We start from the raw sequence: 26,841 nt of genomic DNA, 5'->3' as shown, positions 1-26,841 counted from the left end.
CGCCGTCCGCGCGAGTGTGCAGCTCTACGCGCTCGGCGCCTCCGCCCCCGCGTTCCCGACCGTGCTGTCGGCCGACGGCTCCGGCCCTGCCGCGCCCGTCGCCCCGCAGGCGCCCTCCGAGAGCACCGCTCCCGACACCGAGGACGCCCCCACCGGAAGCTGACACCCGACCACCCGCCCCGCTTGCGCGGGGGAACGCCGACGGCCCGGAGGACACTGTCCCCCGGGCCGTCGGCGTCCGTCAGCGCGCGTCGCGGCGGCGGCGCGTCACTCCGAGCGCGAGCGCTCCGCCGGCGAGCAGGGCGAAGGCCGCCGCGGCGGTCCAGCCCGTCTCGACGCCGGTGCTCGCGAGTCCCGAGCCGGTCCGCGGAGGAACGGCGCCGGCCGGAGCGGGAGCCGGCGTGCGGGTCGGCTCGGCCGTGGGCTGCGCGGTCGGCTCAGCCGTCGGCGCGACCGTGGGCTGCGCAGTGGGCTGCGCGGTCGGCGCCGTGGTCGGCTCAGCCGTCGGCGCCACCGTCGGCTCGACTGTCGGTCCCGGAGTCGGCACCGTCCCAGCCCCGAACACGGACTCCGCGGAGCCGAGCGATGCGAGCACCGTCTCGCCGTTCGCGTCGTCCACGCCGTCGTTGTCCGTCACCGCGAACACCTCGCCGGAGCCGGTGATCCCGAGGCCCTCGAGTTTCTCCTGGGTCCAGCCGTTCCCGGCCTGCAGCGCGGGCAGCACGTCGACCGCGAGGGTCTTCTCGAGCATCGGCAGCGTCTCGCCGACCGCCGCGCCGGCCTCCGTCGGCAGCGGCACCGTGTACACGGCCTTCAGCGCGGCGTCCGGCCCGTTGAGCTTGTCGCGCTCGATCACCGCGAGCGTGCCCGCCGGGGTGAGCGTGATCTCCGAGAGCCCGTTCCAGTCGCCGTCCGCCCCGGACACGGCCTCCAGCGGGTAGCCGAAGAAGCTCCAGCTGTCGGCGGCGACGTCGTAGCGCCCGATCCGGACCACTCCGTCGGCGTCGATCGAGGCCTCGCGCTGCAGCGCCGTCCAGACGATCTCACCGGCGGCACTGTCCTCGACGGTCACTCCCTCGAAGCCCTGCTTGCCCAGCGCTGAGGCGAGCTCCGCGGGCAGGGCGATCCGCTCGGTCACCGCGGCATCCGCGTCGAGTCGCAGGAGCGCGTTGCCGTCGCCTGTCCCGCCCTCCGTCACGGCCCAGAAGCCGCCGTCGACGCGGGCGGCGATCCCCTCCAGATCCAGAGCGGCGGGCTCGCCGCCCTCGGTCACCGTGAGCGTCGAGTCGAGCAGCGCCGGCGAGACGGAGGTGTCGATCGAGTGGAGGGTGCTCGGCGCGTAGGCGCTGTCGCTCACCGCGTACAGGCGGTCGGGCGCGGCCGGGTCGGTCGAGAGGCCCGAGAGCGCGCCCCAGGGCAGCGGCGATCCGTCGACGTCGGCCGACAGCACGGTCGGGAACGCGGGGGCGGAGGCGCCGAGCGCGTAGAGCTGCACACTCGCGCGGACGGCGGCCTCGGCGTCGTCGGTCTCGCTCGAGACGACCAGCAGGTCGCGCTCGGGCAGGGCGAGCAGCCCCTCCGGGCCGGGCGTCGACGGCAGCGCCTGCACGAAGCGCGGCGCGGTCGGCTCCGACACGTCGTAGACGGCCACGAAGTTCGCCCGCTCGGCGCCGACGAACACGTAGGGGACGCCGTCGAAGGTGGCCGAGAGCAGGCCCTCGGGCTCGGAGCCCTTCGCGTCGGAGCGCTTGTCCGGGTAGAGCCCGAGGCGCACCGCGAGTTGGTCGAACGAGTTCCCGGCGTCCCACTGCACGGCCCCGGTCGCGGCGTCGAGGATCGACCAGCCGCGCGTGCCGCCCTTCCAGTCGCCCTCGTTCGCGATCGCGACGTGGTCGTCGCCGACCCAGCCGATCGCGTCGGGCTCGCGCGGGACGTCGGTGATCGAGCCGGTCAGCGAGATCGAGTCGTCGTCGAGCGTGTCGATGCCGCTGACGGAGGCGGTGCCCGCGGTGTACGAGGCGGTGACGGAGCGGGTGGCCAGGTCGACGATCGCGACGGCGTTGTTCTCCTGCAGCGTCACGGCGACGGCCGTGTCGGCGGGGTTGATCGAGACGTACTCGGGCTCCGGGTCCGACGCGGTGTCGAGGCCGGCGAGACCGGTGAGGTCGACGTGCTCCGGCACCCAGGCGGAGGGGTCGCCCGCGAGGTCCATCACCACGAGCTCCCCGGCGGGCGCCTGCGGGAGGTCGCCCTCCTCGCCGCCCTCGGGGGCGAGGTCCTCGTCGCGCTGGTTCTCGATCGCGATGACCGCGGTCGAGCCGTCGGTGGTGACGTCGATGGAGTCGGGCTGGCCGCCGAGCTCGATGCTCGCGACGGGCGCGAGGTCGTCGGCGTGCAGCACGCTGACGTGGCCGGAGGGGTTCGCGAAGTCGCCGTCGCTCGTGTCGACCACCGCGAGGACGTACTCGCCGGTCGCGTAGACCGAGGTCGGCTCGCCGCCCACGCCGACGCCGCCGCGCGGCTCGGGGGCGTCGGGGTCCGAGATGTCGAGGACGTCGATGCGCTGCCCGGCGGAGTCCGTCGAGTAGACCAGGCGGCCGTCGGGCGACGCGCTCGAGATCTCGGCGACGGCGGAGTCGGCGGACGGGTCGGCCGCGTTGAGGTAGGCCGGCACCGTGGCGATACGGGTGAAGAAGGAGTCGCCCGCGGCGGAGGCGGGCAGGGCCGCGGCTCCGAGGGTGCAGCCGGCGAGGGTGACGGTGAGGGCGAGGGCGGCGGTGCGGGTGCGGGTGCGGGTGTGACGAGAGGACACGGGTCTCCTGAGCGGCTTCGAAGGAACCCGCCCACGCTGGCCGCCCCCGGTGAACGCGCCGCCGCCCGCAGGTGTCCGCCCGGCGAACGCGCGGTGGCGGAGCCGCGACCGGGCGGGGTCTCGAGACGCCGCGTGCCGCAGTCCGCGGCACGGACGCCTCGAGATCCGCCAGGCGGCGTGGTCAGCGCGCGAGGCCCTCCGCGGCCGAGCCCCAGGAGCCGAGGGCCGCGCGCACGCGCTCGTCGCGCGCGAGCGTCAGCGCCTCCGCGTACCCCTCCTCCAGCACGTCGTCGAGCCGCACCCGCGCACCCGTCTCGGAGGAGCGGACCGCCGCCTCCACCATCGCGAGGCTAAGCACGTTCGAGTGCACCTCGCCCGAGGGCACCGCCCCCGAGCCCAGCACCCGCACGAACTCCGCGAGCGAGCCCGCGATCTCCTCGGGCACGGGCTCGAGCGCGGCGGTCCGCACCGCCTCCGACTCGCGCGACTGCCACTCCGGAGCGCCGTCGCCGTCCCAGTGCGCGGTGCCGCCGGCCCCGTTCACGCGCCAGTCGCCGTTCCACGAGGTCTCGAGGCCGTCGGCGCACCAGCTGCCGGTGTAGCTGAAGCGCACTCCGCCGGCGAACTCGAACACGGCGCTCGCCGCGGCTCCGTCGGCGTACCAGCTCCAGCCCGGGTTGTACTCCTCGCAGTAGACCGCGACCGGGTCGCTGTCGAGCAGGTACCGCGCCGCGTCGAAGGCGTGGATCGCCATGTCGACCAGGAGCACGTGGTCCATCTCGTCGCGGAAGCCGCCGAAGCGGGGCGCCTTCGCGAAGTGCACGGAGGCGGTGCCCAGCTGCCCGAGCCCGGCGATCTGCTCGCGGAAGGCGGTGATCGCCGCGTAGTAGCGGCGCGACTGGCTGGTCATCAGGAGCCGGCCCGAGGCCTCGGCCGTCGCCGCGAGCACCAGCGCCTCGGCGATGGTCGGCGCGATCGGCTTCTCGGAGAGCACGGGCAGCCCGGCGAACAGCGCCTCCGAGCTGACGGGGAGGTGCGCCCGCGGCACGGTCACGTTGACCACGGCGTCGGCGCCGGAGCGCGCGGCGACCTCGGCGACGGAGGTGCCGACCGCGACCGGGCCGACCCCCTCCTCCTCCGCGGCAGCCGTGGCGAGGTCGACGTCGAGGTCGACCAGGCCGACGAGCTCGGCGTCCGGGGAGTCGCGGATGGTGCGGATCCAGGCGCGGCCCATCGCGCCGGCGCCGACCTGGACGAGGCGGACCGTCATCGGACGAGCGCTCCCTCGTAGTCCTGGCCGTTGTGGAAGTCCTCGGTCTCGTAGCGCTGCAGCACCGGGAGGCGGCGCTCGGGGCGCGAGGAGCGCACCCACTCGACGCCGTTCGCGATCACGCGGCGCACCTCGGCCTGGTGGTAGACGGGGTAGTCCTGGTCGCCGGGGGAGAAGAAGAAGATGCGCCCGTGGCCGCGCTTCCAGGTCATGCCGGAGCGGAAGACCTCGCCGCCCGTGAAGGTCGAGAGGAACACGAGCTCGTCGGGCGCCGGCACGTCGAAGAACTCGCCGTACATCTCCTGCTGCGGGATCAGGAAGGGGTGCGGGATCCCCTGGGCGATGGGGTGCGTGGGATCGACGGTCCAGACCAGCTCGCGGTCCTGCTCCGAGCGCCAGCGCAGCGTGCAGGTGGTGCCCATGAGCTTGCCGAAGATCTTCGACCAGTGGCCGGAGTGCAGGACGACGAGGCCCATGCCCGAGAGGACGTGGCGCTGGACGCGCTCGACGATCTCGTCGGAGACGTCGCCGTGGGCCATGTGGCCCCACCAGACGAGCACGTCGGTGGCGTCGAGGACGTCCTCGGTGAGGCCGTGCTCGGGCTCGTCGAGCGTGGTGGTGGAGACGGAGGCGCGCTCGCCGAGGTTCTCGCGGATGCCGTCGGCGATCGTGCTGTGCATGCCGTCGGGGTAGATCGCGCGGACCTTCTCCTCGATCTGCTCATGGCGGTTCTCGCCCCAGACGAGGACGCGGACGGGGGAGGAGGGTGTGGTCACGGTGTTCCTTCTTCGACGGTGGAGACGGTGCGGCAGTGGGCGGCCCGACACTGGGTTAACCGCTTTACCGGCCGCGTCTCCTAGGATGCGGGAGACGTCCGCCCCGCGTCAACCACGGCCGGGCGGCGCGAGCGGAGGAGGCGCGGTGGCCACGATGAGGGACGTCGCGCGCCTCGCGGGGGTCTCGATCGCGACGGTCTCGTTCGTGGTCAACGACACCAAGCCCGTCTCGCCCGAGACCCGCGAGCGGGTGCGGGCGGCGATGCGCGAGCTCGGCTTCCGGCCGCACGCCCTGGCCCGCGCTCTCGCGCGGCGCCGCTCCGGGATCGTCGCGGTCGTCTATCCGCTCGTGTCGAGCCGGCCGCTCAACACCGCCACCTCGTTCCTGCTCGGAGCCGCCGAGGCCGCGGCGGAGCAGGACCACTCGATCGTCCTGTGGCCGACGGTCGGCGGCTCCGACCGCCTCGCCGACCTGCGCGCCGACGGCCTGATCGACGGCGTCGTGCTGATGCAGGTCACCAGCGAGGACGAGCGCGTGCCGGTCCTTCGGGACTCCGGCACGCCCTTCGCCCTCATCGGGCGCACCCGCGACCCGTCCGCCCTCGACTGGGTCGACATCGACTTCGAGGGGATGGTCGAGGAGGCGCTCGGCCGGCTCGCCGGCCTGGGGCACGCGCGGGTGGCGCTCGTGCTCGGCCCGGACCGCGACGCCGCGGCCGACTTCGGCCCCTATGCGCGCACCCAGGAGGCGTTCGCGCTCGCCTGCGCGGCCCGCGGCGTCGAGGGCGTGCTGCTGCGCTGCGAGGAGTCGCCCGCCGGTGGCCGCACCCTCGCCCGCTCGTTCGACCCCGCCTCCGCGACCGCCGTGGTGATCGTCAACGGGGGCGCCGCCGTCGGGTTCGCGCACGAGGTGCGGCACCGCGGGCTGCGCGTGCCCGAGGACCTCTCGATCGTCCTGCTCGCCTCCGACCCCGACGTCGCCGACCTGGCCGACCCGGCACTCGACCTGCTCGTCGCGCCCGGCCGCGAGCTCGGCCGCCGCGGAGTGGAGGCGCTGCTCGCCCGCCTCGCCGACCCGGCGGCGCCGCTCCTCCAGGAGCGCATCGGCGGCCCGTGGCGCCCCGGCGGCTCGGTCGCCCCTCCGCGCTGACGGCCGGCGCCCCGGGAAGCCCCGGGAGCGCGCGCTACGGCACGATCGAGTCGATGTAGCCGCCGTCGACGCGCACGGCGGCGCCCGTGGTGGCCGAGGCGAGCGGGGAGGCGAGGTACGCCACCATGTGGGCGATCTCCTCCGGCTCGATGAGGCGCTTCAGCAGCGACTGCGGCCGGTGCAGGCGCATGAACTCGCGCTGCGCCTCCTCCCACGGGAGCTCGCGGTCGACCAGCTCGTAGACGAAGTCCTCGACGCCGCCCGTGTGGGTCGGCCCGGCGAGCACGCTGTTCACCGTCACCCCGGTGCCGGCGGAGGCCTTGGCGAAGCCGCGCGAGACGCCCAGCAGCGCGGTCTTCGACACTCCGTAGTGGATCATCTCGGCGGGCGTGACGACGGCGGAGTCGCTGCCGATGTAGAGGACGCGGCCCCACTCGCGCTCCATCATCCCCGGGAGGTAGGCGCGGGTGAGGCGCACGCCGGTGAGCACGTTGACCTCGAAGTAGCGGCGCCACTCGTCGTCGTCGATGGAGAGCGCATCGGCGGAGCCGAAGATCCCGAGGTTGTTGACGAGCACGTCCACGTCGGCGGCCGCGCGCAGGAGGGAGGCCGTGCCCTTCTCCGTCGACACGTCGGCCGCGACTCCGCGCACCCGCGCCTCCGGCACCGCCGCGCCGACGGCCTCGATCGCCCGGCGGATCGACCGCTCGGAGCGGGCGTTCACGATCACCTCGGCGCCCGCCTCCGCGAGCGTCGTCGCGATGGCCAGCCCGATGCCCTGCCCCGACCCCGTGACGAGGGCCGTGCGCCCGGTGAGATCCAACCCGATCATGCTGCTCCGCTCCGCTCCGCGCCGCCGCCCGCCGGCCGCGCTCGGGGTCGAGCATGCCACCGAGCCCTGACATCCGGCCCGCTTCCGGCTGAGGACGCCCGCGGGTCGCCGCGGCATCGCTCGGAACGGCGGAGACCGTTGCCAACCGGACACTCGTGCGTTACGGTCTAATCAATCGGCAATACGTATTACCCGCGGGTAGTAGGCCGATGACCCAGACTGTCGACGAGGACGAGGCGGACGCGTGACCCCGATGCAAGCAGATGTCGCCGTGATCGGCGGCGGCCTCGGAGGAGTGGCGGCGGCGATCGCCCTCGCCCGCAACGGCCTCTCGGTCGTGCTGACCGAGCAGTACCCGTGGCTGGGCGGCCAGCTCACCTCGCAGGGCGTCCCGCCGGACGAGCACACCTGGGTCGAGCAGTTCGGCGTCACCGCCGACTACCGGCGCCTCCGGGACGGCATCCGCGGCTACTACCGCCGCAACTACCCCCTCACCGCCGAGGCGATGCGCGACGACCGCCTGAACCCCGGCCGCGGACTCGTGAGCCGGCTCTGCGCCGAGCCCCGCGTCGCCGTCGCCGTGCTCGACGAGATGCTCGCCCCCTACCGCTCGAGCGGAGCGATCCGCGTCGTCACCGGCGTCGTCCCCTTCGCCGTCGACGGCGGCCCGGGCCGGATCGAGCGCGTCCTGCTGCGCGACGCGGTCTCGGGCGAGGAGCTCGCCGTCTCCGGACGGTACGTGGTCGACGCGACCGAGACGGGGGAGCTGCTCCCCCTCGCGGAGGTCGACTACGTCACGGGGTCCGAGTCGCGCGACGAGCACGGCGAGCCCAGCGCTCCCGCCGTCGCCGACCCGATGAACGTGCAGGCCGTCACCTGGTGCTTCGGCTTCGACAGCGCGGACGGCGACCACACCATCGAGCGCCCGGCCGACTACGACTACTGGCACGAGTACGAGGTGCCGTTCTGGGGCGGGAAGCTCCTCTCCTTCACCGCGCCGAACCCGAGGACGCTGCGCCCCGAGACCCGCACGATGCACGTCAACGCCGTGGGCGACACCCGCACCGCCGACCAGCGCGCGCAGGGCGGGGACACCGACCTCTGGATGTTCCGCCGGATCCTCGCGACCGAGACCCTCCGGCCGGGCGCGCTCGACAGCGACATCGTGCTCGCGAACTGGCCGATGCTCGACTACCTCGACAGCTCGATCCTCGACGTTCCGGAGCCGGAGAAGCACCTCGCCGGCGCCCGCGCGCTCTCGCTGTCGTACTTCTACTGGCTCCAGACCGAGGCGCCCCGGCCCGACGGCGGCCGCGGCTGGCCCGGGCTCCGGCTCCGCGGCGACGTGATGGGCACCGCCGACGGCCTCGCGCAGGCCCCCTACATCCGCGAGTCCCGCCGGATCCGCGCGCTCAACACCGTGCGCGAGCAGGACGTCTCCGTCGCCGCCCGCGGGACGGGGAGCCCTGCGCGCTTCGACGACTCCGTCGGCGTGGGCATGTACCGGATCGACCTGCACCCGACCACCGGAGGCGACAACTACCTCGACGTGGAGTGCTCGCCGTTCGAGATCCCGCTCGGCGCCCTCGTGCCGCGCACCCCGACGAACCTGCTGCCCGGGGGCAAGAACATCGGGACGACGCACATCACCAACGGCGCGTACCGCCTCCACCCCGTGGAGTGGAACATCGGCGAGGCCGTCGGCGAGCTGGCGGCCCTCGCCCTCGCCGAGGACCTGTCGCCCCACGAGATCGCCGCCGACCCCGCCCTCGTCGCCCGCCTGCAGGCGAGGCTCGAGTCGCGCGGCGTAGAGACCCACTGGCCCGACGTCGTCGGGTACTGACCGGGAACACCGAGAAGACCATTGGAGAAAGAGAGACGATGAGACCAGCGAAGAAGCTGATGGCCTCGCTCGCCGCAGTCGGAGTGATCGCCGCCCTCTCGGGCTGCGGCGCCGTCGGCGGCGGGGACGACTCAGCACCCGTCGCTCTGAGGATGTCCGTCTGGACCTCCGACGAGAAGCAGCTCGCCCTGTTCGACTCGATGGCCGACGAGTACATCGCCGACCACCCCGAGATCGAGTCCGTGACCTTCGAGTCCCTCCCGTTCGCGGACTACAACTCGACCCTGACCACGCAGGCCGCGGGCGGCAACGCCCCCGACCTCGCCTGGGTCGGCGACATCGCGAAGGACCTGATCGACGCCGGAGCGCTCGCTCCGCTGACCGAGACCTTCGAGGGGACCGAGGGCTACGAGTACGACGACATCCTGCCCAGCGTGGCGCAGTCGTTCAGCCAGGACGGCGAGCTCTACGCGTACCCGTTCTCCAACTCGCCGTTCGCGCTGTACGTGAACCAGGACCTCATCGCGCAGGCCGGGCAGACCGTCGACCCCGCGACGCTCAGCTGGGAGGACGTCGACCGCATCGGCGCGGCCGTCAACGAGTCGACCGGCAAGGCCGGCTACATCATCCGCGACTTCGACTTCTCGGGCTGGCTGAGCCTCGCGAACCTCTGGGCGGGCTGGGGAGCCCAGCCGTGGAGCGACGACGGGACCCAGTGCACGATGGACTCGCCCGAGATGGTGGAGGCGTTCCAGTTCTTCCACGACTCGGTCTACGTCAGCGGCGCGACCCCCGGACCCGGCGTGACGGCGGACTTCTTCGCCGGCGACGCCGCGTTCACGACCGCGCAGGTCTCGCGCGCGAGCCTGCTCGACGGCTCGTTCCCGTTCGAGATCTACCCGCTGCCCGTCGGCCCCGCCGGCGAGTACGGCAACATCGGCCAGGCCGGCATGGCCGCGCTCGCAGGCGGCGACCACGTGGAGGAGGCGACCGGCTTCCTCTCGTTCATGACCAACCCGGAGAACTCCGCCAAGCTCGCGCAGTTCTTCCCGCCGCCCCGCGAGTCGCTGCTGTCCGGTGAGGAGCTGGCGAAGGTCAACACGCGCCTCAGCGCCGAGCAGCTCGACCGCGTCGTGGTCGACGAGCTCGCCGACGTGTCCGCCACCCCTCCGGTGACGAGCCCCGCCGAGATCACCTCGGTCGGCAAGACGGCGCTGGACCGCATGTGGTCGGCCGATGCCGACGTCGCCGAGGTGCTCGGAGGCGTCTGCGACGCCATCGCGCCCGTCCTCCAGGGGAAGTGATCCCGTGACCGCGACCTCGACGGACAGCCGCCGATCCGCTCCCGCCGGCGCCTACTGGAACCTCCGGCGCCGCGACGCGCTCGCCGGCTGGCTCTTCATCGCGCCCCAGCTGCTCGGTGTGATCGTGTTCGTGCTGCTGCCCGTCGGGCTCGCGGTCTGGTTCAGCCTCAACGAGTGGAACGTCTTCACCGGCTCCATGACCTTCGTGGGCGGCGAGAACTACGAGCGGGCGATCAACGACCCGAGCATCGGCGCGGTGCTCGGCACGACCGCGGTCTTCTCCGGGGGAGTGGTCGTCCTGAACCTCGCCCTCGGGCTGGGCCTGGCCGTGCTGCTGAACCGGAGGATCCCGGGCGGCGCCCTGTTCCGCACGCTCTTCTTCTCGCCCGTCGTCATCTCGGTGGTCGCCTGGACCCTCGTCTGGGGCTTCCTCCTCCAGGACAACGGCGCGATCAACGGCCTGCTCTCGCTGGTCGGCCTCGACGGGCCGAACTGGCTCCAGGAGGGACCCACCGCGATGGCGAGCGTCATCGTCACGCAGGTCATCCGCAGCGTCGGCGTCAACATGGTGCTCTTCCTCGCCGCGCTGCAGGGGGTGCCGGGCGACCTCTACGAGGCGGCCCGGCTGGACGGCGCGAGCCCCCGCGCGATCTTCTTCCGGATCACGCTCCCGCTCATCTCGCCCACCCTGCTCCTCACCGCCATCCTCACGATCGTCGGCTCGCTGCAGGCGTTCGCGCAGGTCGCCGTCCTGACCGAGGGCGGGCCGGAGCTGTCGACGACAGTGCTCGTCTACTACGTGTTCCAACAGGCCTTCGAGTTCAGCGACATCGGCTACGGCGCGACGCTCTCGCTGATGCTGCTCCTCTTCGTCCTGATCCTCACGGTCGTGCAGTGGCAGCTGCGCAGGAAATGGGTCTTCTATGAGAACTGACGCCGTCGTCGAGCAGGGGACCCCGCTCACGCCACGCCTCGAAGCCGTCCCGGAGCCGCCCGTCAAGCGCCGCCGCGGCCGCAGCCCGCTCATGACCGCCCTGCTCGTCGTGACGCTGATCCTGCTCGTGCTGCCGTTCGCGGTGCCGACGTTCTGGATGATCGCCTCGTCGTTCAAGCCGGTGAACGAGATCTTCTCGAACCCGCCGACCCTGCTGCCGGACTCGCCGAGCCTGGCGGGCTACGCCGAGGCGTTCCGGTTCCAGCCGTTCGCGCTCCAGTACTGGAACAGCCTCTACATCGCGGTCACGGTCACCGTGGTCACGCTGCTGGTGTCGAGCCTGGCCGGCTACGCCTTCGCCCGGATCCCGTTCCCAGGCCGCAACGCGGTGTTCCTCGTCGTCCTGACCGGCCTGCTGGTGCCGACGGAGGTGACGATCATCCCGCTGTTCCAGATCTTCCGGCAGCTCGGCTTCATCGACACCCACGTGCCGCTGCTGCTGGTGCCGATGGTCGGAGCGCCGGCGGTGCTGGGCACGTTCATCATGCGGCAGTACTTCATCGCGATGCCCGGCGAGCTCGAGGAGGCCGCGCGCCTGGACGGCCTCGGCCGCTTCGGGATCTGGCGGCGCATCTTCCTGCCGCTGTCCAAGCCCGCGCTGTCGGCCGTCGCGATCCTGACCTTCCTCGGGTCCTGGAACATGTACCTCGAGCCGACGGTCTACCTGACCTCGCCCGAGCTCTTCACCCTGCCCCAGGCGCTCACCCGCTTCACCGACGCCTACGGCGGGGAGATGTGGGACGTGCAGCTCGCCGCGGCGACGATGACGGTCGTGCCCGTGCTGGCCGTGTTCCTCCTCGCTCAGCGGCAGTTCGTGGAAGGGCTCGCGCACTCCGGTCTGAAAGGCTGACCCGGTGTTCACGGATCGCCCCCTCGCCGCCCTCCGCGAGTTCCGTGCGGAGGTCGCGGAGCCCGACGACTTCGACGCCTTCTGGCGGGCCACCCTCGCGCTCGGGCGGGAGGGCGGCCCCGGCGTCAGCGCCGTGCCGGTCGACGCGGGCCTCCCGCTGGTGCGGGTGCGGGACGTGCGGTTCCCCGGCTTCGCGGGCGAGCCGATCGCCGCCTGGCTGGTGACCCCCGCGGTCGACCCGGGCGCCCCGCTCCCCGTGGTGATCGAGTACCCCGGGTACGGCAGCGGACGGGGCCGGCCGATCGAGCACCTCTGGATCGCCGCCGCCGGGTACGCGCACCTGGTCGTCGACGCGCGAGGCCAGGGAGCCGGCCGCCTCGCCCGCTCCGGAGCCACCCCCGACCCCCACGGCAGCGGCCCCGCCTACCCCGGGGTCACGACCCGCGGCATCGAGTCGCCCGAGACGTACTACTACCGGCGCCTGATCGCGGACGCGGCGCTCGCCGTCGACGCCGTGGAGGCGCTCCCCGGGCTGGACCCGGACCGGGTGTCGGTCTTCGGCGGCAGCCAGGGCGGAGCGCTCGCGACCGCCGCGGCGGCGCTGCGCCCCCGGATGCGCGCGGCGATCGCCCTGGTGCCCTTCCTCTCCGACGTCCTCCGCGCCACGACCGTCACGAACGAGGCGCCCTACGTGGAGATCGCCCGCTACCTGGCGACCCGCCCCGAGGACCTCGACGCCGTCGAGCGGACCCTCTCCTACGTCGACGGCGTCCACTTCTCGCGGCGCCTGCGCTGCCGGGTGCACCGCTCGGTCGGCCTGATGGACCCGATCTGCCCGCCCTCGACGGTCTTCGCCTCCCACAACGTCTCCGGCGGTGAGACGTCGATCGACGTGTGGCCGTACAGCGGGCACGAGGGCGGCGGGGTCGGCGACCGCGAGCGGGCGCTGGAGGTGCTGCGGGAGGTCCTGTGACCGGACGGGCGTGACCCCGCGTCGTGGCGCCCAACCCTCCTTCCGCTGAGGGGAGCGAGGTGCGCCTCGGTCGGTGCGTCCGAACGGATACCGCACCCAGTCGCGCAGCCGGCACGCGGTTCTAATTTAAGGAGGGCAAGAGGTATCGTTCCTCGGCTCACTGCCACTCCGCGGCCTTATGAAAAATCGGGAAGGCTACGCAACCCTCTGGCCAGATAACCAGCTAGCCCGGATTCAAGAGCGAGTAAACGTCAATAGTCCAGAGCTTAATCAATTGCTATCTGCCAAAACCTACACTTAGCTTCACCTGACGTTATGCTGAGGTGTTTCTTGGCAGCGTTTCCTCGGTCCGAAAGCACACCTTCGTCGAGTTCAAATCGGTCGCAGATCGAAATCGGCGGTGATCCATTAGGGCCGCCGGACCGCACTGGTGAACCCAGCCGCAAACAATGCCGTGAATGCCCAGCCTGCGGCGTTTAGGATCACCGCCGCGATGCTAAGCAGGCCTCCCTGAGGAGTAGCGGTTGCTGCGCAATCGATGCTACTGCTTGAGGAAACCAGCGGCACGGACATGTTAACGGCAACCTGGAGGATTTCGGAAACGCGACAAGAAATAGCTGCTGTAGGAGCAAGGGGATTAGGATTGGCGACACTTTGCGCTAGCGCTCCGGGCATGAGACACGCGAGACATGCAAGCAGGAATATGAGGAACACGCCAATGAGCGCTCGCCATGGTTCGTATCCGTACCCAAGCGTGATACCGGTGAATCGCGCCCAGCCTTTTTCCCGCCGGGAGAGCGTGCCTCGTGTAACTTGGTCGTTCCGCTGAGCAATTAATGCCCTCCGAGCATCACCGTCGTGTCCAGCAGCCCGAGCTGCAGCGGCAAGCTGTTGGTACGGTTGCGGTCGATATTCGAGGGTCGACTGCGTAAGAATACCCAACCATTTGCTAAATCCGATACTCGGATAGCCTCCATACGTGAGCCCATCGAGTTTCCATGTCGACGGCCCTTCACTGCCGTTCAGTGTCAACGAGCCGCCGATCTTACAATTCTGGACGTCAATAGTACTGTTACCTCCAGAAGAAGATGCAAACGAGCCATTGAGGTAAGCGCTTGCTCGCACTTGCATTCCAACGCCAGAGAATGCCACGCCCTCGCTTATCGATACTCGAGCTGAAGATAATACTAAACTACCGTCAATCTTTGCGCCATCTAAAACAAGAGCCCCATTGCCCCATGTTTTTCGGACCTCAAAATGTCCTGAGAATATTGCATCTTTTGTAGCCGACAATCCCTCTGCCATTAGTGCTGGGCCCGCGGTGCTGACTATGTGGACCGAATCTAGGTCCACTTGGCCCGCGATACTACTTCCTGCAATGCGGACCGCCCCGTCTGGTCCGCTACTCGTTACGTGAACCTCAGCGAGAATTAACGACCCACCGATTGTCATACTGTCCGCCACAAGAGCCGGACCCGAGAGATTAGTAATCTCCCCCTCTCTAAAAACAAGTTGGCTCCCAACGTCCGCGCCGACCATCCGGATGGCGCCTGTCTCACCAACGCCGATCGCTGAAAACTTGTCCTGTAAGATAATCCCGTTATGTACAGATATGCCATCCGAATTCAATGCTGGTCCGCAGTCGTTTTCCATTAGGCCCGAAACCACAAATGGTCCTACGATCCGGGCATTATTCAGTCTTACACAACCGCTATCAAAGCTGCTCTGCGCAGAAAAGTCATTATCGAAAAATGCATCAGCGTCGAGTGTCAGCCCGTCGGCGACGAGAGCTGGCCCTGTCCGGTTTATCAAGGTGGCCCCCGACATGTTGAAAGTTCCCGAGATTTGAGCACCTTTTAGCATTACCGTACCTCTAGGGCCGTTGCCGGTCGCATTGAAGGTGCCATCGAGAAAAACTCCACTCCTAGCGACTAGACCATCGGCTACAAGACCTGATCCGGAGGAGTTTTTGATAGTTGCGTTGGACATGTCGATTTGCCCCAAGACTTCCGCTCCTGCTATCCGTAGGGCACCTTCATCTCCCTCTCCATCGGCTCTAAATCGCAAGTCCAGTTTCAAGTTTTTGAGGACTTTCATTCCGTCTGCGTGGACGGCGGGCCCGCTGTCATTCAGGATTGTCGCGCTACTCAAGCGGAGATCGCCGGCTATCACAGCACTTGCGAGGCAAAGCGACCCTTGTGGACTCGCACCACTTGCCACGAAATTTCGATCCATCAAAACGTCACCGGCAACTTCAATGCGTACACATTGCAGAGCAGGACCGGATTCATTTACGATGGTTGCGCCACTGAGAATAAACGACCTCGAAAACCTTGTATAAGCCATCTCAACGGCACCAGCCTGACCCGCGCCGCGCGCTACAAACTGACGAAGGTTGACCTCTCCCTGAAACGTCGATCCTGCGGCATTAAACGCAGATCCGTTTTCGTTGTAAGCACTGGTTCTTTGAAGATCGAAACCCTTTGCCACGTTCGCTCCGGCGAGATCGAGGGCGGAGTGCTGGGACGTGCCATTTGATTCGACAATGGAGTTTATTAAAGATAGGCGAGAGACGGACATGTCACGCCCGCTGAAGCCTTCTGTGAAGTGGCAAGTATCGAACGTTAGTCCGGCCTCGGTCGTGACCTCGTCAAGAGCAAGGCGACCGATGATTCTGGCCCCTCTTATGTAGAAGGTGTGTGGCTTTATCGAAACTCCCTGAACAAGATTCTCGAGGATGAGTTCCATCAAAACCGCAGCGCGAATTTCGCGGCTCTCGTCAAATTCTCGTACCGCCATCTCATCGAGATGAACGTGAGGAGGCAACGCGGTGAGGTCGACGGGGCCGCCAGAATCGAGCAATTTTTTGACGCGCTGTTCAACGATGGTGAGGTCCACCTGACAAGGGTCTCACGACGAGAGGTGCTACTTCGTATCGATCAGACGGATTAACCAGGTCCCCTGAGGCCAACGGCATCACAAGGTCAACGCTCATGCTTCGCGCCGCTCGCCATTAGCGGCCGCGACTTCACGATCCACACCGCAGGTGACTTACATGTGCGGCTGTGCCCCTTAGCGTTGACTTCGCCGAGCCCGTGACCTGTCCAACCTGAGATTCCGCCAAATGCACACGGCTCCGCTGCCCGCGTCTCAGCGCGTCGGCGCCTCCTCCATCCCGAGCCGCATCGCCAGGTCCATGGCGCGCAGGCGGGCCGGCGAGACGTCGTAGGGCAGGCTCCGGATGATCTCGCCGGCGCTCCGGGCGCGGGAGCCCCGCGCGGGATCGGGGGCCGGCGCGGGGTCCTCGGGCGGGTGCGCCTCGTCCCACGCGTCGAAGATCGCCTCGTCCTCCTCGAGCTGACCGGACTCCTCGACGACGCGCATCAGCCGGGCCTCGAAGGCGTGCCGCTCCTGCGCCACCTGCTCCACCCGGGGGTCGTCCTCGGCGACCGTGTCGTCGAGGGCCTCCTCGGCGGCGTCGACGCGGTCGGCCTCCGCCCGCAGCGCCGGATTGGCGGCGAGGACGACGAAGCGGCCGGCCTGGGAGACGGCGCCCAGCGGGCCGAACATCCGCTCGGTGACCAGCAGGGTGTCGAGGTCGGCCTGGCGCAGCGAGCCCTCGGGCGCGCCCTCGAGGCGGCGCGAGACGATGTCGTCGAGCAGCCCCAGCCGGCCGCCGAGGGTCCGCATGCGCCGGACCGAGGCCCGCTTCCGCTGCAGCTCCTCCTCCTGCGCGGCGAGCGCGTCGTCCAGCCGCGCGAGGACGCCCGCGACCTCGTCCTCGCGGTCGGCGCTGTCCTCGGCGCCGGCCGGGGCTGAGACGGCGAAGGCGTCCCGGATGTCCTCGAGCGCGACCCCGGCGTCGGCCAGGCGGCGGATCCAGAGCAGCCGGATGATGTCGTCGTAGCCGTAGCGCCGACGACCGTCTCCGCCCCGCTCGCGCTCGGGAAGCAGGCCGAGCCGGTGGTAGTGGCGGATCGCCCGCGGAGTGACGCCGGCGAACGCGGCGGCGTCGCCGATCTGCACCTGGCGGGGCGGGGCGGGGAACGACTGCATGGGGGACCTCTCCGATCGGGACCTTGTGCATCGAGCAGACCACATGACGCAGGGGCAGGAGCAAGCCGGCCCGGCCTGCTCCCGCCCCGCGTCCCCTCGCGCTCAGCGCGCCAGGCGCACCGTCGCGATCTCGAACGGGCGCAGCTCGAGCCGCACGTCGGCCGACTCCGCCTCGACGGAGCTCTCGATGCGGACCTGCTCGGTCTGGCGCTCCATCAGGTCGGTGCGGGTGACCGCCCGGACGGCGAAGGCGGCGCGGAGGGTCGCTGCGGCGCGGCGGCCGAGCGACTCGTAGAGCCGCACGATCACGTCGCCGCTCCCGTCGTCCGCCGCCTTCACGGCCTCGACGATGACCGAGGGGTCGTCGATCGACACCAGGGGAGCGACGGGCGCGGCGCCGGTGAGCCTGCGGACCGGGGTGTTCAGCGCGTAGCCGGCCTCGACGGCGTCGGGCAGATCGGCGCCGACCACGAGCGAGACGGCGAGGCGGTGGCGGCCCTGGTCGGCGTCCGGGTCGGGGAACAGCGGCGCGCGCAGGAGCGAGAGCCGGAGCGTGGTCGTCGGGGTGCCGGCCGCGGCGCGGTCGCGGGTGATGTCGTGCCCGTAGGTGGAGTCGTTGACGACCGCGACACCGAAGCCCGGCTCGCCGACGTGCACCCAGCGGTGCGCGACGGTCTCGAAGCGGGCGGCGTCCCACGTCGTGTTCACGTGGGTCGGGCGGTGCACGTGGCCGAACTGGATCTCGGACGTCGCCCGGTCCGAGAGCAGGTCGAGCGGGAAGGCGAGCTTGAGCAGCTTGCGGCGCTCGTGCCAGTCGATGTCGAGGTCGAGGTCGACGGCCGCCCGGCCGATCTGCAGCGAGACGGTCTGCACGACCGTGGAGCCGCCGAACGAGCGGGTGATCACGACCGTCGGCACCTCGCGGCCGAGCGGGTCGCTCACGGTGCCGGCGCGGACCGAGTCGACGCCGACGAGGTCCTCCACCGTGCGGCGGTAGTTGTCGTCGAGGTCCCAGGCGTCCCACTTGTTCGGGGTGTCGCGGTGGAGCTGCAGGAGCCCCGCGGCGGCGCCGGCGGGCACGACCTCCCGGCCGCTCGCGAGGTCCACGACCGACTCGAGGAGCCCGGAGGCGCCGATCCGCACCCGGACGAGCCCGTTGTCGAGGACGTGGGCGTCGCCGTCGGAGCGGAGCGTCGGGGCCGAGTGCTCCGCGGCGGGGTCGGCCGCGGCCGCGCCGAGCGCCGGCACGCCCCCGACGGGGAAGGGGGAGGAGTTCACCAGCAGCTCCGCGGAGCCCTCGCCGGCGAGGGCCCGGACTGCCTCGGCGATCATCTCCTCGATCCGCTGCGCGATGCGGGCGTAGTTCTCCTCCGCCTCGCGGTGCACCCAGGCGATGGAGGTGCCGGGCAGGATGTCGTGGAACTGCTGCAGGAGGACCGTCCGCCACATCTCGCGCAGCTCGTCGGCCGGGTACGGGACCCCGGCGCGGACGAGGGCCGTGGTCGCCCACAGCTCGATCTCGCGGAGCAGGTGCTCGCTGCGGCGGTTGCCCTGCTTGGTGCGCGCCTGCGACGTGTAGGTGCCGCGGTGGAACTCGAGGTAGAGCTCGCCCGACCAGGTGGGCGCGTCCGGGTACTCGGCCTGCGCCTCCTCGAAGAAGCGGCGGGGCGTGGACAGCTCGACGGTCGGCGAGCCCTCGAGGCTGCGCGTGCGGCGGGCGGCCGCGATCATCTCGCGGTTGGGGCCTCCTCCGCCGTCGCCGTAGCCGAAGGGCACGAGCGACATGGTGCCGCTGCCCTTCTCGGCGTACTGGCGCTCGGCGCGGGCGAGGTCCTCGCCGGAGAGGTCGGAGTTGTAGAGGTCGACGGGCGGGAAGTGCGTGAACACGCGGGTGCCGTCGATGCCCTCCCACCAGAAGGTGTGGTGGGGCATCGTGTTGGTCTCGTTCCACGAGATCTTCTGCGTGAGGAACCAGCGCCCGCCCGCTCCGGCGATGATCTGCGGCAGCGCGGCGGAGTAGCCGAAGGAGTCCGGGAGCCAGACCTCCTCGGTGTCGATCCCGAACTCGTCGAGGAAGAAGCGCTTGCCCTCGAGCAGCTGGCGCACGAGCGCCTCGCCGCCGGGCATGTTCGTGTCCGACTCGACCCACATCCCGCCGACCGGCACGAAGCGGCCCGCGAGCACGTGGCCGCGGACGCGCTCGAACAGCTCCGGGTGGTCGCGCTTCAGCCACGCGTACTGCTGCGCGGAGGAGGCGGCGAAGACGAAGCCCTCCTCGCGCTCGATCAGGTCGCAGACGTTCGAGAAGGTGCGGGCCACCTTGCGGGCGGTCTCGCGGGCGGGCCAGAGCCAGGCGGAGTCGATGTGGGCGTGGCCGACGGCGTGCAGGTGGTGCGCGCTGGCCGAGGCGGGCCGCTCGAGGACGGTCCGCAGCGCCTCCCGGCCCGCGGCGGCGGTGCCGGACACGTCGTCCGGATCGAGGACGTCGACGGCGCGGTCGAGGGCGCGCACGATCTCGGCGCGGCGCTGGGAGGACTCGGGCAGCTGCCCGATCAGCCCGACGAGCACGGCCATGTCCTGCTCCAGCTCCCAGACCTCCCGGTCGAGCAGCCCGAGCTCGAGGCGGCGGAGGCGGTAGAGCGGGTCGGACGGCAGGGCGCCGTCGGCGGGGCGGCCGCCGAGCGCCGTGGGGGTGAAGGACCAGTCGCCGGTGATGTTCGGGTTGGCGGCGGCCTCGATGTAGAGCTCGACCGTGCGGTCGCCCGCCTCGCGGCCGGGCAGCCGGTCGAGCGGGACCGACTGGTTGAACGGCTCGACGGCCTTCACGACCGTGCCGGTCGCGGTGAAGACGAGCCCCTCCGCCTCGAAGCCGGACTGGGCGCCGGTGTAGCCGAGGTCGACGACGAGCTCGGGCTCGCAGCCGTCGACGCCGACCCAGGAGGCGGGGATCTCGCCGCGCACGTGGAACCACACGGTGCCCCAGGGGGCGCCCCACGGCTCCCCGATGCGGGCGGGCGCGTAGGACGCGGCCCGCGCCTGCTCGAAGGGGACCGGCTCGCCCGGAGCGGTCCACGACTCGATCCCGAGCGGCTCGACCGCCCGGTGGATCGCCGGCCGGAGGCTCTCGGCGCGGAAGCGGGCGATGCGGGCTTCGATGCGGGTGCTGTCGTCATGCATGCGTTCTGGTGCTCGTTCCGTGTGCGGTGGGGGAGGGCGGCGGCGCGGAGGGCGCCGCCGCCCGGGGTCAGGAGGCGATGACGACGCGGTGCCCGTCGGGGAAGACGGCCACCTTCCGCCAGGTGTCGCCGGAGCGCTCCCAGCCCTCGTTGACCTGCCCGGCCGGAGGGGTCGGGATGGTCTCGGGGGCGCGGGCGATCGTGGTGTAGCCGGCCGCGCGCTCCACCCGGCCGCGGCCGAGCTCGAACGAGGTCAGGCGTCCCTCGTCGACGATCAGCGAGCCCTCGTCCACTCCCGCGGCGCCGCGCTCGATGAACGGGTTCACGAGGCGCGTCTGGGAGGAGTCGCTGCCCAGCACGATCGCCTTCTGCTGCGGGAAGCGGCCGAGGCTGAGCCCGTAGAAGCCGCCGAGGACGGTGAGGTTGCGCACCTCGAAGTCCGCTCCGCCGTTCGTCAGGCCGACGCCGAGGCAGTTCGCGCCCGAGGTCGGGAAGAAGTTCGGGTTCACGATCATGTGGCTCGTGCCGGCCTCGATCAGCACCTCCCAGCCGTCGCGGGAGCCCTCCGAGCGGAAGTTGATCAGGGTCAGGCCGGAGTTGACCGAGCGCCGGTTCTCGTTGCGGATCGACCGGAGGCCGACCGTGCCGCCGATGGCCTGGCAGTCGAGCAGCGTCATGTTCGTCGGCGCGAGGAGGAAGCCGCCGAGGCCGGGGCTGATCGCCTCGACGTTGGTCATCGAGCCGCCGATGGAGGCCTTGCCCGAGTCCTCCACGCCCCAGCCCGCGGGGGCGACGATCTTGATCTTGTTCCAGGAGTTGGCGTACGAGTACTCGTCGTCGACGCCCGAGACGAAGGTGGCGCGCTCGCGGAAGATGCCCGACTTGCCGGTCTTCTGGATCCACAGGTTGCGGAACTCGCAGTTGACCAGCGAGCGCAGCGACATCCCGTGGCCGCCGGAGGGCGTGCCCGTCATCTCGAAGTCGGCGAGAACGACGCCGGTGGCCTTGTTGTTGTTGGCGGGACCGGCCGCGTCGCCGGTCTGGCCGGAGACGGTGAAGATGTCGCGGGTCGAGCCCTCGATCTGGACGATCCTCGTCTGGCGCATGCCGGCGCCGACGATCTTCGGCCCGGCGTAGCCGTAGGGCGGCCCGTTCTCGGGCTGCACCGGGTAGCCGCGGTAGTCGACCGCGAGGCCCGTCACCCGGATCTCGCCGGCGGGCAGCGACACCTCGCCGCCCGGAGCGGTCATCGCCTTGTCGATGGCCGCCTGCACCGCGCGGGTGTTGTCGGCGCCGGCGCGGTCGTCCCAGCGGAACTCCTTGTCGAGCGGCGAGATCGGCCCCTCGGTGACGCTCAGGCGCTTCTTCTGCCCGGGAGCGTCGGCCGGGGGCGCGGCGGCGGCCGGAGTGGCGGCGCCGACGGCCCCTGCCGCGCCGGCGAGGGCGGCGGCGCCCCCGGCGAGGAAGAGGCGGCGCGAGTTGTCGGGCCTGCGCTGCGGATCGTGCTCGGGCTGCTGATCGGGCTTGTGCTGCCGATCGGGCCTCGGGGAGGCCGTGGTCTGGTTGTCTGGGTCTGCGGGATTCATCATCGTCGACGTTCCGCCCTCTCTCGCCCCGGATGGGCGTACGGCGATCCTTCGTCATCGGTAGCCTGAGGTCAAGACGTAATACCTATTACCAGGATGAAGCGGGGGTGTCCGGGTGCCGCGGATCACGCAGAAGGACATCGCGCGTCTCGCGGGAGTCAGCCAGACGACGGTGTCGTTCGTGCTCAACGACAAGGGCGAGCAGCTCGCCCGGGTCCCGGAGGCGACGCGGGCGCGGATCCTCAAGGCGATCCAGGAGACGGGGTACGTCGCCGACCCCATCGCGCGCCGCCTCAAGCAGGTCGGCACCGGCATGATCGGCGTCTACACCTACGAGAGCCTGTTCCCGCTCGACCGCGAGGACTTCTTCCACCCGTTCCTCGCCGGCATCGAGGAGGAGGCGCAGAACCGCGACATCGACCTCCTCCTGCTGACCAGCGGCCGTGTCGGCGGCCGCCGCGGCGGCCTCAGCGGCGGCACCACCCGGCTGCGCCTGGCCGACTCCTGCATCCTCCTCGGGCAGCGCATGCCCCGTGAGGAGCTCGAGTTCCTCAACGCGAGCGGCTTCTCCTTCGTCAGCGTCGGCCGCCGCGACGACGCCGGCGGGCCCGTGCCCTACGTGGCCGCCGACTACGCGTCGATCGTCCGCGAGCTGATCTCCTGCGCGCGCGCCCTCGGCCACACCCGCTTCGCCTACGCCGGCCACGGCGAGGGCGTCGAGTCGTACACCGACCGCATGGCCGGCGCGCGGGCCGAGCTCGGCGACGGCTTCCTCCACCTCGTCCCGGGGCCGGAGGCGTCGCCGCGGGAGTGGATCCGCCGGATCGCCACCGAGGGCGTCACGGTCGTCCTCGCCGAGCAGGAGGAGCAGTTCGTCCTCCTGCAGGAGGCCGCCGAGGCCGAGGGGGTGGCGGTGCCGGGCGACCTGTCGCTGGTGTCGCTCTCCGGATCGGCCGACCGCACCGGCTGGCAGGCCGGCTTCGAGCTGCCCCGGCGCGACATGGGCCGCCGCGCCGTGCAGATCCTCATCGAGGGCGACCCCGCGCGACGGGAGCAGCAGCTCCTCCGCTGCACGCTCGTCGACGGCGCCTCCCTGGCCGCGGCCCCGGCCTGACCGCTCAGTCTGAACGGCCGGGCTCAGCCCGAGTGGTGGCGCCCGATCGGCAGCACCAGCGGCGTCCGCGAGACCGGGTCCTCGATCACGCGCGACTCCATCCCGAACACCGCGCGCACCGTCTCCGGCGTCACCACCTCGGCGGGCGTGCCCGAGGCGTACAGGGCTCCGTCGCGCACGGCGACGAGGTGGTCGGCGTAGCGGGCGGCGAGGTTGAGGTCGTGCAGCACGATCACGATGGTCGTCCCGCGCGAGCGGTTGAGGTCGGTGAGCAGGTCGAGCACCTCGACCTGGTGCGACACGTCGAGGTAGGTCGTCGGCTCGTCCAGGAGGAGCACGTCGGTCCGCTGGGCGAGGGCCATCGCGATCCACACCCGCTGGCGCTGCCCGCCCGAGAGCTCGTCCACGGGGCGGTCGGCGAGCTCGAGCGTGCCGGTGTCGCGCAGCGCCTCCTCGACGATCGCGTCGTCGTCCGATCCGGAGCCGCGGCCGAAGAGGCCCCGGTGCGGGTAGCGGCCCCGGGCGACCAGGTCCGAGACGGCGATCCCCTCCGGGGCGATCGGGGTCTGCGGCAGCAGCCCCACCTGCTGCGCGACCTGGCGCGTCGGGAGCCGGTGGATCGCGCGCCCGTCGAGCAGGACGCTCCCCGAGCGCGGGGTGATCAGCCGCGCCATCGCGCGCAGGAGCGTCGACTTGCCGCAGGCGTTCGCGCCGACGATCACCGTGATCCGGCCGGGCGGCACGGCGAGCGAGAGCCCGTCGACCACGACGCGCTCGTCGTAGGCGAGGGTGACCGCGTCGGCGGCGAGGGTGGGCGGGGCGTCGGTCACAGGGAGCCTCCGGAGCGGTTGCGGCGGGCGAGGAGCCAGAGCAGGAAGGGCGCGCCGAGGGCGCCGGTGACGACGCCGACCGGGAAGCGCGCGCCCGAGAACAGCGCGCCGACGACGTACTGGGCGAGCAGGTCGGCGGCGAGCACCACGACCGCGCCGACCAGGGCGGAGGGAATCAGCAGCGTGCGCGCGCTCGGCAGGATCCGCCGCGCGATCGGCCCCGAGACGAAGGCGACGAACGCGATCGGGCCGGTGGCGGCGGTCGCGACGGCCACGAGGCCGACTCCGACCGCGAGCAGGGCCAGCCGGCTGCGCCGCACGTCGAGCCCGAGCGCGGTCGCCGACTCGTCGCCGAGCTGCAGCACGCCGAGCCGGCCCGAGAGCAGCAGCGCCAGCGGCACCAGCACGAGCATCGTCAGCGCGAGCGGCGGGACGGAGGGCCAGGCGGCCGAGTTGAGGCTGCCGGTCAGCCAGCGCAGCGACTCCTGGACGTCCTCGAAGTCGGCGCGGGTCTGCACGTAGGCGATCACGCTCTGGAACATCGCCGCGACGCCGATGCCGATGAGGATCAGCCGCGCCCCGATCACTCCGCCGCCCTCGGCCAGCCCGGCGATGATCAGGGCCGTCGCGAGCCCAGCCGCGACCGCGATCACCGAGACCGCGCCGCCCGAGAGCCCGAAGAACGCGATCGCGACGACGGCCGCCGCGCTCGCCCCCGACGTGATGCCGATGATGTCGGGGCTGGCGAGGGCGTTGCGCAGCATCGTCTGGAAGATCACGCCGCCCATCCCGAAGCCCACGCCCACCAGGACGGCCGTGATGGTGCGCGGCAGCCGCAGCGTGCCCACGGTGAAGGAGGCGCCCGGCACGGTCTCGCCGAGGATCACGCGGACGACCTCCGGCACCGAGTAGACCGTGCTGCCGACCGTGAGCGAGACGACGACGAGCGCCAGCACGAGCACCGCGAGGACCGCGCAGCCGATGACCGTGCGCCGACGGCGCAGCGTGCGGCCGGCCGCGATGCCGACCGCGGCGGGCGCCTCCGCGGTCCTCACAGCGCCCGCACCTTCGAGCGGCGCACGATCGCGATGAGCACCGGGGCGCCGATCAGCGCGGTCACGATGCCCACCTCGACGTCGCTCGGCCGGGCGACCACGCGGCCGACCACGTCGGCGACGAGCAGCAGCAGGGCGCCGAGCAGAGCGGAGGAGGGCAGCAGCCAGGCGTGCGCGGGGCCGGTGACGCGGCGGGCGAGGTGCGGGACGACCAGGCCGATGAATCCGATCGGTCCGGCGATCGCGGTCGCGGCGCCGCAGAGCAGCACGGCCGCGAGCCCCGCGACCAGGCGGATGCGCCCCACGCGCCGGCCGAGGCCGGTCGCCAGGTCGTCGCCGAGCGCCAGGGCGTCGAGCCCTCGCGCGCTGGAGAGGGCCAGCACCGCGCCGACCGCGAGGAACGGGAGGACCTGCAGGATGCTCGCGGTCTCGGCGCCGCCGACTCCGCCGACCTGCCAGAAGCGGAAGCGGTTCAGCGTGGTCTCCTGGGTGAGCAGGACCGCGCTGATGAGGGAGGTGAGCGCGGCGGCGGTGGCGGCTCCGGCGAGGGCGAGCTTCAGCGGAGTGGCGCCCTCGCGGCCGAGCGACGCGACCGCGTAGACGCACGCCCCGGCGGCGGCGGCTCCGAGGAACGCGAGCCAGATGAACTGCGGCAGGCTCGTCGCGCCGACCCCGGCGATCCCGAGCACGACCGCGAGCGAGGCGCCGGAGTTGAGGCCGAGGATGCCCGGATCGGCGAGCGGGTTGCGGGTCAGGCCCTGCATCACGGCTCCGGCGAGCCCGAGCGCGGCGCCGACCAGGATCGCGAGGACCGTCCGCGGCACCCGCCCCTGCACCGCCGCGTCGACGATGGACGCCGGATCGGGCGAGGTCAGCGCCGGCCAGACCTCGCCGAGCGGGATCTCGCGGGAGCCGTACACGAGCGAGAGGACCGACGCGACGGCCAGCGCGACGAGGGCGACCGCCAGCGCGGTCGCCCTCGTCTTCCGGGTGGGTGCGGTGCGGGTCACGACACCTTGTCGGCGGCCGCGGCGAGGCCGGCGGTGTACTCGTCGAGCACCCACGGGATGCTGAGCAGGTTCGGCGACGAGGTGGCCATGGCGGCGGAGGAGCCGTCCTCGAGCACGTAGACGGAGCCCCGCTCGACGGCCGGGATCTTGGAGAGCAGCGGGTCGGCCTGCAGTGCGGCGAGGGTCGTGTCGTCGCCGTAGACGACGAGCACGTCGGCGTCGAGCTGGTCGGCGTTCTCGGAGCTGATCGTGCCGCTGAACGCCTCCGAGTCGCCGGAGAGCTCGGCGACGCTCGGGGCGACGTCGAGTCCGAGGTCCTCGACGAACTTCACGCGCGCGTCGTTCGGCGTGTAGTAGGTGAAGGTGCTCGCGTCGGTCGGGTCGTACCAGCCGTACATGAACGTGGTGCCCGCGAGCTGCGGGTAGGACGCGGTGGTCTGCGTGATGTCGCTCTCAATCTCGCCGACCTTCGCGACGGCCTCGTCCTCGAGGCCCAGCGCGGCGCCGTCGAGCTTCGCGGAGTCCTGCCAGGTCGTGCCCCAGGGCAGGCCCGGGTAGGCGACGGTGGGGGCGATCTGGCTGAGGGTGTCGTAGTCCTGCCGGGTGATGCCGGAGTAGGCCGAGAGGATCACGGTCGGGCTGAGGTCCGAGATCGCCTCGAAGGGCACGCCGTCGGTCTCGTCGAACAGGGTCGGGGTCTCGGCGCCGGAGGCGTCGAGCGCTTCCTTCGTCCACACCAGCAGGCCGTCGCCGTCCTCGTCGCCGTAGGAGGCGCGGGTGAAGCCGACCGGGGTCACACCCAGCGCGAGCGCCACGTCCTGGTTGGTCCAGCTCGTCGCGACGACGCGGTCGGCCGACTCGACGGTGGTGCTGCCGAAGGCGTGGTCGACGGTGACGGGGAAGCCCTCGCTGCTCTCGGCGGCGCTGCTCTCGGACGTGCCCTCGGAGCCGGCGTCGGCTCCTCCCGAGCAGGCGGTGAGCAGCAGCGCGGCGAGGCCGAGCGAGGCGACGGCGGTCAGGCGGAGGGGGGTGCGAGTGGCGGGCACGGCGATCCTTCGAAGGGGGTGGTGTGGGTTGCGAAGGTTAACCTAACCTAACCGCCTGGACGGGGCCAGTGGCCGAGGGGATCAGCGGACGGGTCGCGCCTCCGCCGCCGCGTCCATCCGTCGCCCGCGGCCCGTGCCCGCCGCGGGGACGGGCCGCTGCTGAC

General features: G+C 71.4%; 19 protein-coding genes. 7 read left to right on the top strand and 12 right to left on the bottom strand.

Annotated features, from left to right (window positions below):
* Positions 1-241 precede the first annotated feature (241 nt).
* The 3 genes from C5C37_RS18025 to C5C37_RS14050 all read right to left on the bottom strand — a co-directional run bounded on the left by C5C37_RS18025 (position 242) and on the right by C5C37_RS14050 (position 4,858).
* Positions 242-2,812 carry an esterase-like activity of phytase family protein gene (locus C5C37_RS18025; protein WP_308471055.1) on the bottom strand — a complete coding sequence of 857 codons (2,571 nt, stop codon included), beginning with the start codon at positions 2,810-2,812 and terminating at the stop codon, positions 242-244.
* A gap of 181 nt (positions 2,813-2,993) precedes the next feature.
* The gene (locus C5C37_RS14055; RefSeq protein WP_104339125.1) at positions 2,994-4,082 is read right to left on the bottom strand and encodes a Gfo/Idh/MocA family protein; all 1,089 of its coding nucleotides are present in this window, start codon (positions 4,080-4,082) and stop codon (positions 2,994-2,996) included.
* Positions 4,079-4,858, bottom strand: coding sequence for a ThuA domain-containing protein (locus tag C5C37_RS14050; RefSeq protein ID WP_104337939.1), 780 nt, complete (start codon positions 4,856-4,858; stop codon positions 4,079-4,081). The genes C5C37_RS14055 and C5C37_RS14050 overlap by 4 nt, the downstream gene beginning before the upstream one ends.
* A gap of 154 nt (positions 4,859-5,012) precedes the next feature.
* Here C5C37_RS14050 and C5C37_RS14045 point away from each other — a divergent pair, with 154 nt between their 5' ends.
* Positions 5,013-6,008 carry a LacI family DNA-binding transcriptional regulator gene (locus C5C37_RS14045; protein WP_258059511.1) on the top strand — a complete coding sequence of 332 codons (996 nt, stop codon included), beginning with the start codon at positions 5,013-5,015 and terminating at the stop codon, positions 6,006-6,008.
* Between the two features lie 34 nt (positions 6,009-6,042).
* Here the strand turns inward: C5C37_RS14045 and C5C37_RS14040 are convergent, their stop codons facing one another.
* Positions 6,043-6,837, bottom strand: coding sequence for an SDR family NAD(P)-dependent oxidoreductase (locus C5C37_RS14040; protein WP_104339128.1), 795 nt, complete (start codon positions 6,835-6,837; stop codon positions 6,043-6,045).
* A gap of 256 nt (positions 6,838-7,093) precedes the next feature.
* Between C5C37_RS14040 and C5C37_RS14035 the strand changes: the two genes are divergently transcribed.
* From C5C37_RS14035 to C5C37_RS14015, 5 genes are read left to right on the top strand one after another with little or no spacing between them, the layout of a single operon-like run.
* Complete coding sequence (locus tag C5C37_RS14035; RefSeq protein WP_104339127.1) at positions 7,094-8,683, top strand: FAD-dependent oxidoreductase; 1,590 nt, start codon at positions 7,094-7,096, stop codon at positions 8,681-8,683.
* Positions 8,684-8,721: 38 nt separating this feature from the next.
* Positions 8,722-9,987 (top strand): ABC transporter substrate-binding protein, encoded by a 1,266-nt coding sequence (locus C5C37_RS14030; protein WP_104339124.1) that lies wholly within the window; start codon positions 8,722-8,724, stop codon positions 9,985-9,987.
* A 4-nt stretch (positions 9,988-9,991) separates the two neighbouring features.
* A complete protein-coding gene (locus tag C5C37_RS14025) occupies positions 9,992-10,921 on the top strand; it encodes a carbohydrate ABC transporter permease (RefSeq protein ID WP_104234014.1) in 930 nt (309 codons plus the stop codon).
* The gene (locus C5C37_RS14020) at positions 10,911-11,831 is read left to right on the top strand and encodes a carbohydrate ABC transporter permease (RefSeq protein WP_244229554.1); all 921 of its coding nucleotides are present in this window, start codon (positions 10,911-10,913) and stop codon (positions 11,829-11,831) included. Before C5C37_RS14025 ends, C5C37_RS14020 begins: the two co-directional genes overlap by 11 nt.
* A gap of 4 nt (positions 11,832-11,835) precedes the next feature.
* Complete coding sequence (locus tag C5C37_RS14015) at positions 11,836-12,804, top strand: acetylxylan esterase (RefSeq protein WP_104339123.1); 969 nt, start codon at positions 11,836-11,838, stop codon at positions 12,802-12,804.
* 408 nt (positions 12,805-13,212) lie between these two features.
* On the opposite strand, the gene C5C37_RS17190 is transcribed toward C5C37_RS14015, so the two are convergent.
* The 4 genes from C5C37_RS17190 to C5C37_RS13995 form a co-directional block, all read right to left on the bottom strand.
* A complete protein-coding gene (locus C5C37_RS17190) occupies positions 13,213-15,702 on the bottom strand; it encodes a hypothetical protein (RefSeq protein ID WP_146085236.1) in 2,490 nt (829 codons plus the stop codon).
* A 252-nt stretch (positions 15,703-15,954) separates the two neighbouring features.
* The gene (locus C5C37_RS14005; RefSeq protein ID WP_219814491.1) at positions 15,955-16,860 is read right to left on the bottom strand and encodes a MerR family transcriptional regulator; all 906 of its coding nucleotides are present in this window, start codon (positions 16,858-16,860) and stop codon (positions 15,955-15,957) included.
* Between the two features lie 102 nt (positions 16,861-16,962).
* Positions 16,963-20,037 (bottom strand): glycoside hydrolase family 38 C-terminal domain-containing protein, encoded by a 3,075-nt coding sequence (locus tag C5C37_RS14000; RefSeq protein ID WP_104339120.1) that lies wholly within the window; start codon positions 20,035-20,037, stop codon positions 16,963-16,965.
* Positions 20,038-20,104: 67 nt separating this feature from the next.
* Positions 20,105-21,625: a hypothetical protein gene (locus C5C37_RS13995; RefSeq protein WP_104339119.1), complete on the bottom strand. Its 1,521-nt coding sequence runs from the start codon at positions 21,623-21,625 to the stop codon at positions 20,105-20,107.
* A 112-nt stretch (positions 21,626-21,737) separates the two neighbouring features.
* Between C5C37_RS13995 and C5C37_RS13990 the strand changes: the two genes are divergently transcribed.
* Positions 21,738-22,736, top strand: a complete 999-nt coding sequence (locus C5C37_RS13990) for a LacI family DNA-binding transcriptional regulator (RefSeq protein ID WP_104263295.1) — start codon at positions 21,738-21,740, stop codon at positions 22,734-22,736.
* Between the two features lie 23 nt (positions 22,737-22,759).
* On the opposite strand, the gene C5C37_RS13985 is transcribed toward C5C37_RS13990, so the two are convergent.
* Genes C5C37_RS13985 through C5C37_RS13970 form a run of 4 tightly spaced genes read right to left on the bottom strand, consistent with a single transcriptional unit; the run spans position 22,760 to position 26,677 of the window.
* Positions 22,760-23,566: an ABC transporter ATP-binding protein gene (locus C5C37_RS13985; protein WP_104224308.1), complete on the bottom strand. Its 807-nt coding sequence runs from the start codon at positions 23,564-23,566 to the stop codon at positions 22,760-22,762.
* Positions 23,563-24,621, bottom strand: coding sequence for an iron chelate uptake ABC transporter family permease subunit (locus C5C37_RS13980; protein WP_104261585.1), 1,059 nt, complete (start codon positions 24,619-24,621; stop codon positions 23,563-23,565). The genes C5C37_RS13985 and C5C37_RS13980 overlap by 4 nt, the downstream gene beginning before the upstream one ends.
* On the bottom strand, positions 24,618-25,631 hold the full coding sequence (locus C5C37_RS13975; protein ID WP_104297730.1) for an iron ABC transporter permease: 1,014 nt from the start codon (positions 25,629-25,631) through the stop codon (positions 24,618-24,620). The genes C5C37_RS13980 and C5C37_RS13975 overlap by 4 nt, the downstream gene beginning before the upstream one ends.
* Positions 25,628-26,677: an iron-siderophore ABC transporter substrate-binding protein gene (locus C5C37_RS13970; RefSeq protein ID WP_181027213.1), complete on the bottom strand. Its 1,050-nt coding sequence runs from the start codon at positions 26,675-26,677 to the stop codon at positions 25,628-25,630. Before C5C37_RS13970 ends, C5C37_RS13975 begins: the two co-directional genes overlap by 4 nt.
* Positions 26,678-26,841 lie beyond the last annotated feature (164 nt).

It is taken from the genome of Rathayibacter sp. AY1F9 (assembly GCF_002932155.1).
Taxonomy (GTDB): Bacteria; Actinomycetota; Actinomycetes; order Actinomycetales; family Microbacteriaceae; genus Rathayibacter.
Note: the sequence above shows the minus strand (reverse complement) of the source record. Positions and strands in the feature narration are given on the sequence as shown.

Bases quoted from the DNA above. Each gene is read 5' to 3' on its own strand.
- C5C37_RS14055 (WP_104339125.1), bottom strand. From the start codon at position 4,082: ATGACGGTCCGCCTCGTCCAGGTCGGCGCCGGCGCGATGGGCCGCGCC.
- C5C37_RS14045 (WP_258059511.1), top strand. From the start codon at position 5,013: ATGAGGGACGTCGCGCGCCTCGCGGGGGTCTCGATCGCGACGGTCTCG.
- C5C37_RS14035 (WP_104339127.1), top strand. From the start codon at position 7,094: ATGCAAGCAGATGTCGCCGTGATCGGCGGCGGCCTCGGAGGAGTGGCG.
- C5C37_RS14030 (WP_104339124.1), top strand. From the start codon at position 8,722: ATGAGACCAGCGAAGAAGCTGATGGCCTCGCTCGCCGCAGTCGGAGTG.
- C5C37_RS14020 (WP_244229554.1), top strand. From the start codon at position 10,911: ATGAGAACTGACGCCGTCGTCGAGCAGGGGACCCCGCTCACGCCACGC.
- C5C37_RS14005 (WP_219814491.1), bottom strand. From the start codon at position 16,860: ATGCAGTCGTTCCCCGCCCCGCCCCGCCAGGTGCAGATCGGCGACGCC.
- C5C37_RS14000 (WP_104339120.1), bottom strand. From the start codon at position 20,037: ATGCATGACGACAGCACCCGCATCGAAGCCCGCATCGCCCGCTTCCGC.
- C5C37_RS13995 (WP_104339119.1), bottom strand. From the start codon at position 21,625: ATGATGAATCCCGCAGACCCAGACAACCAGACCACGGCCTCCCCGAGG.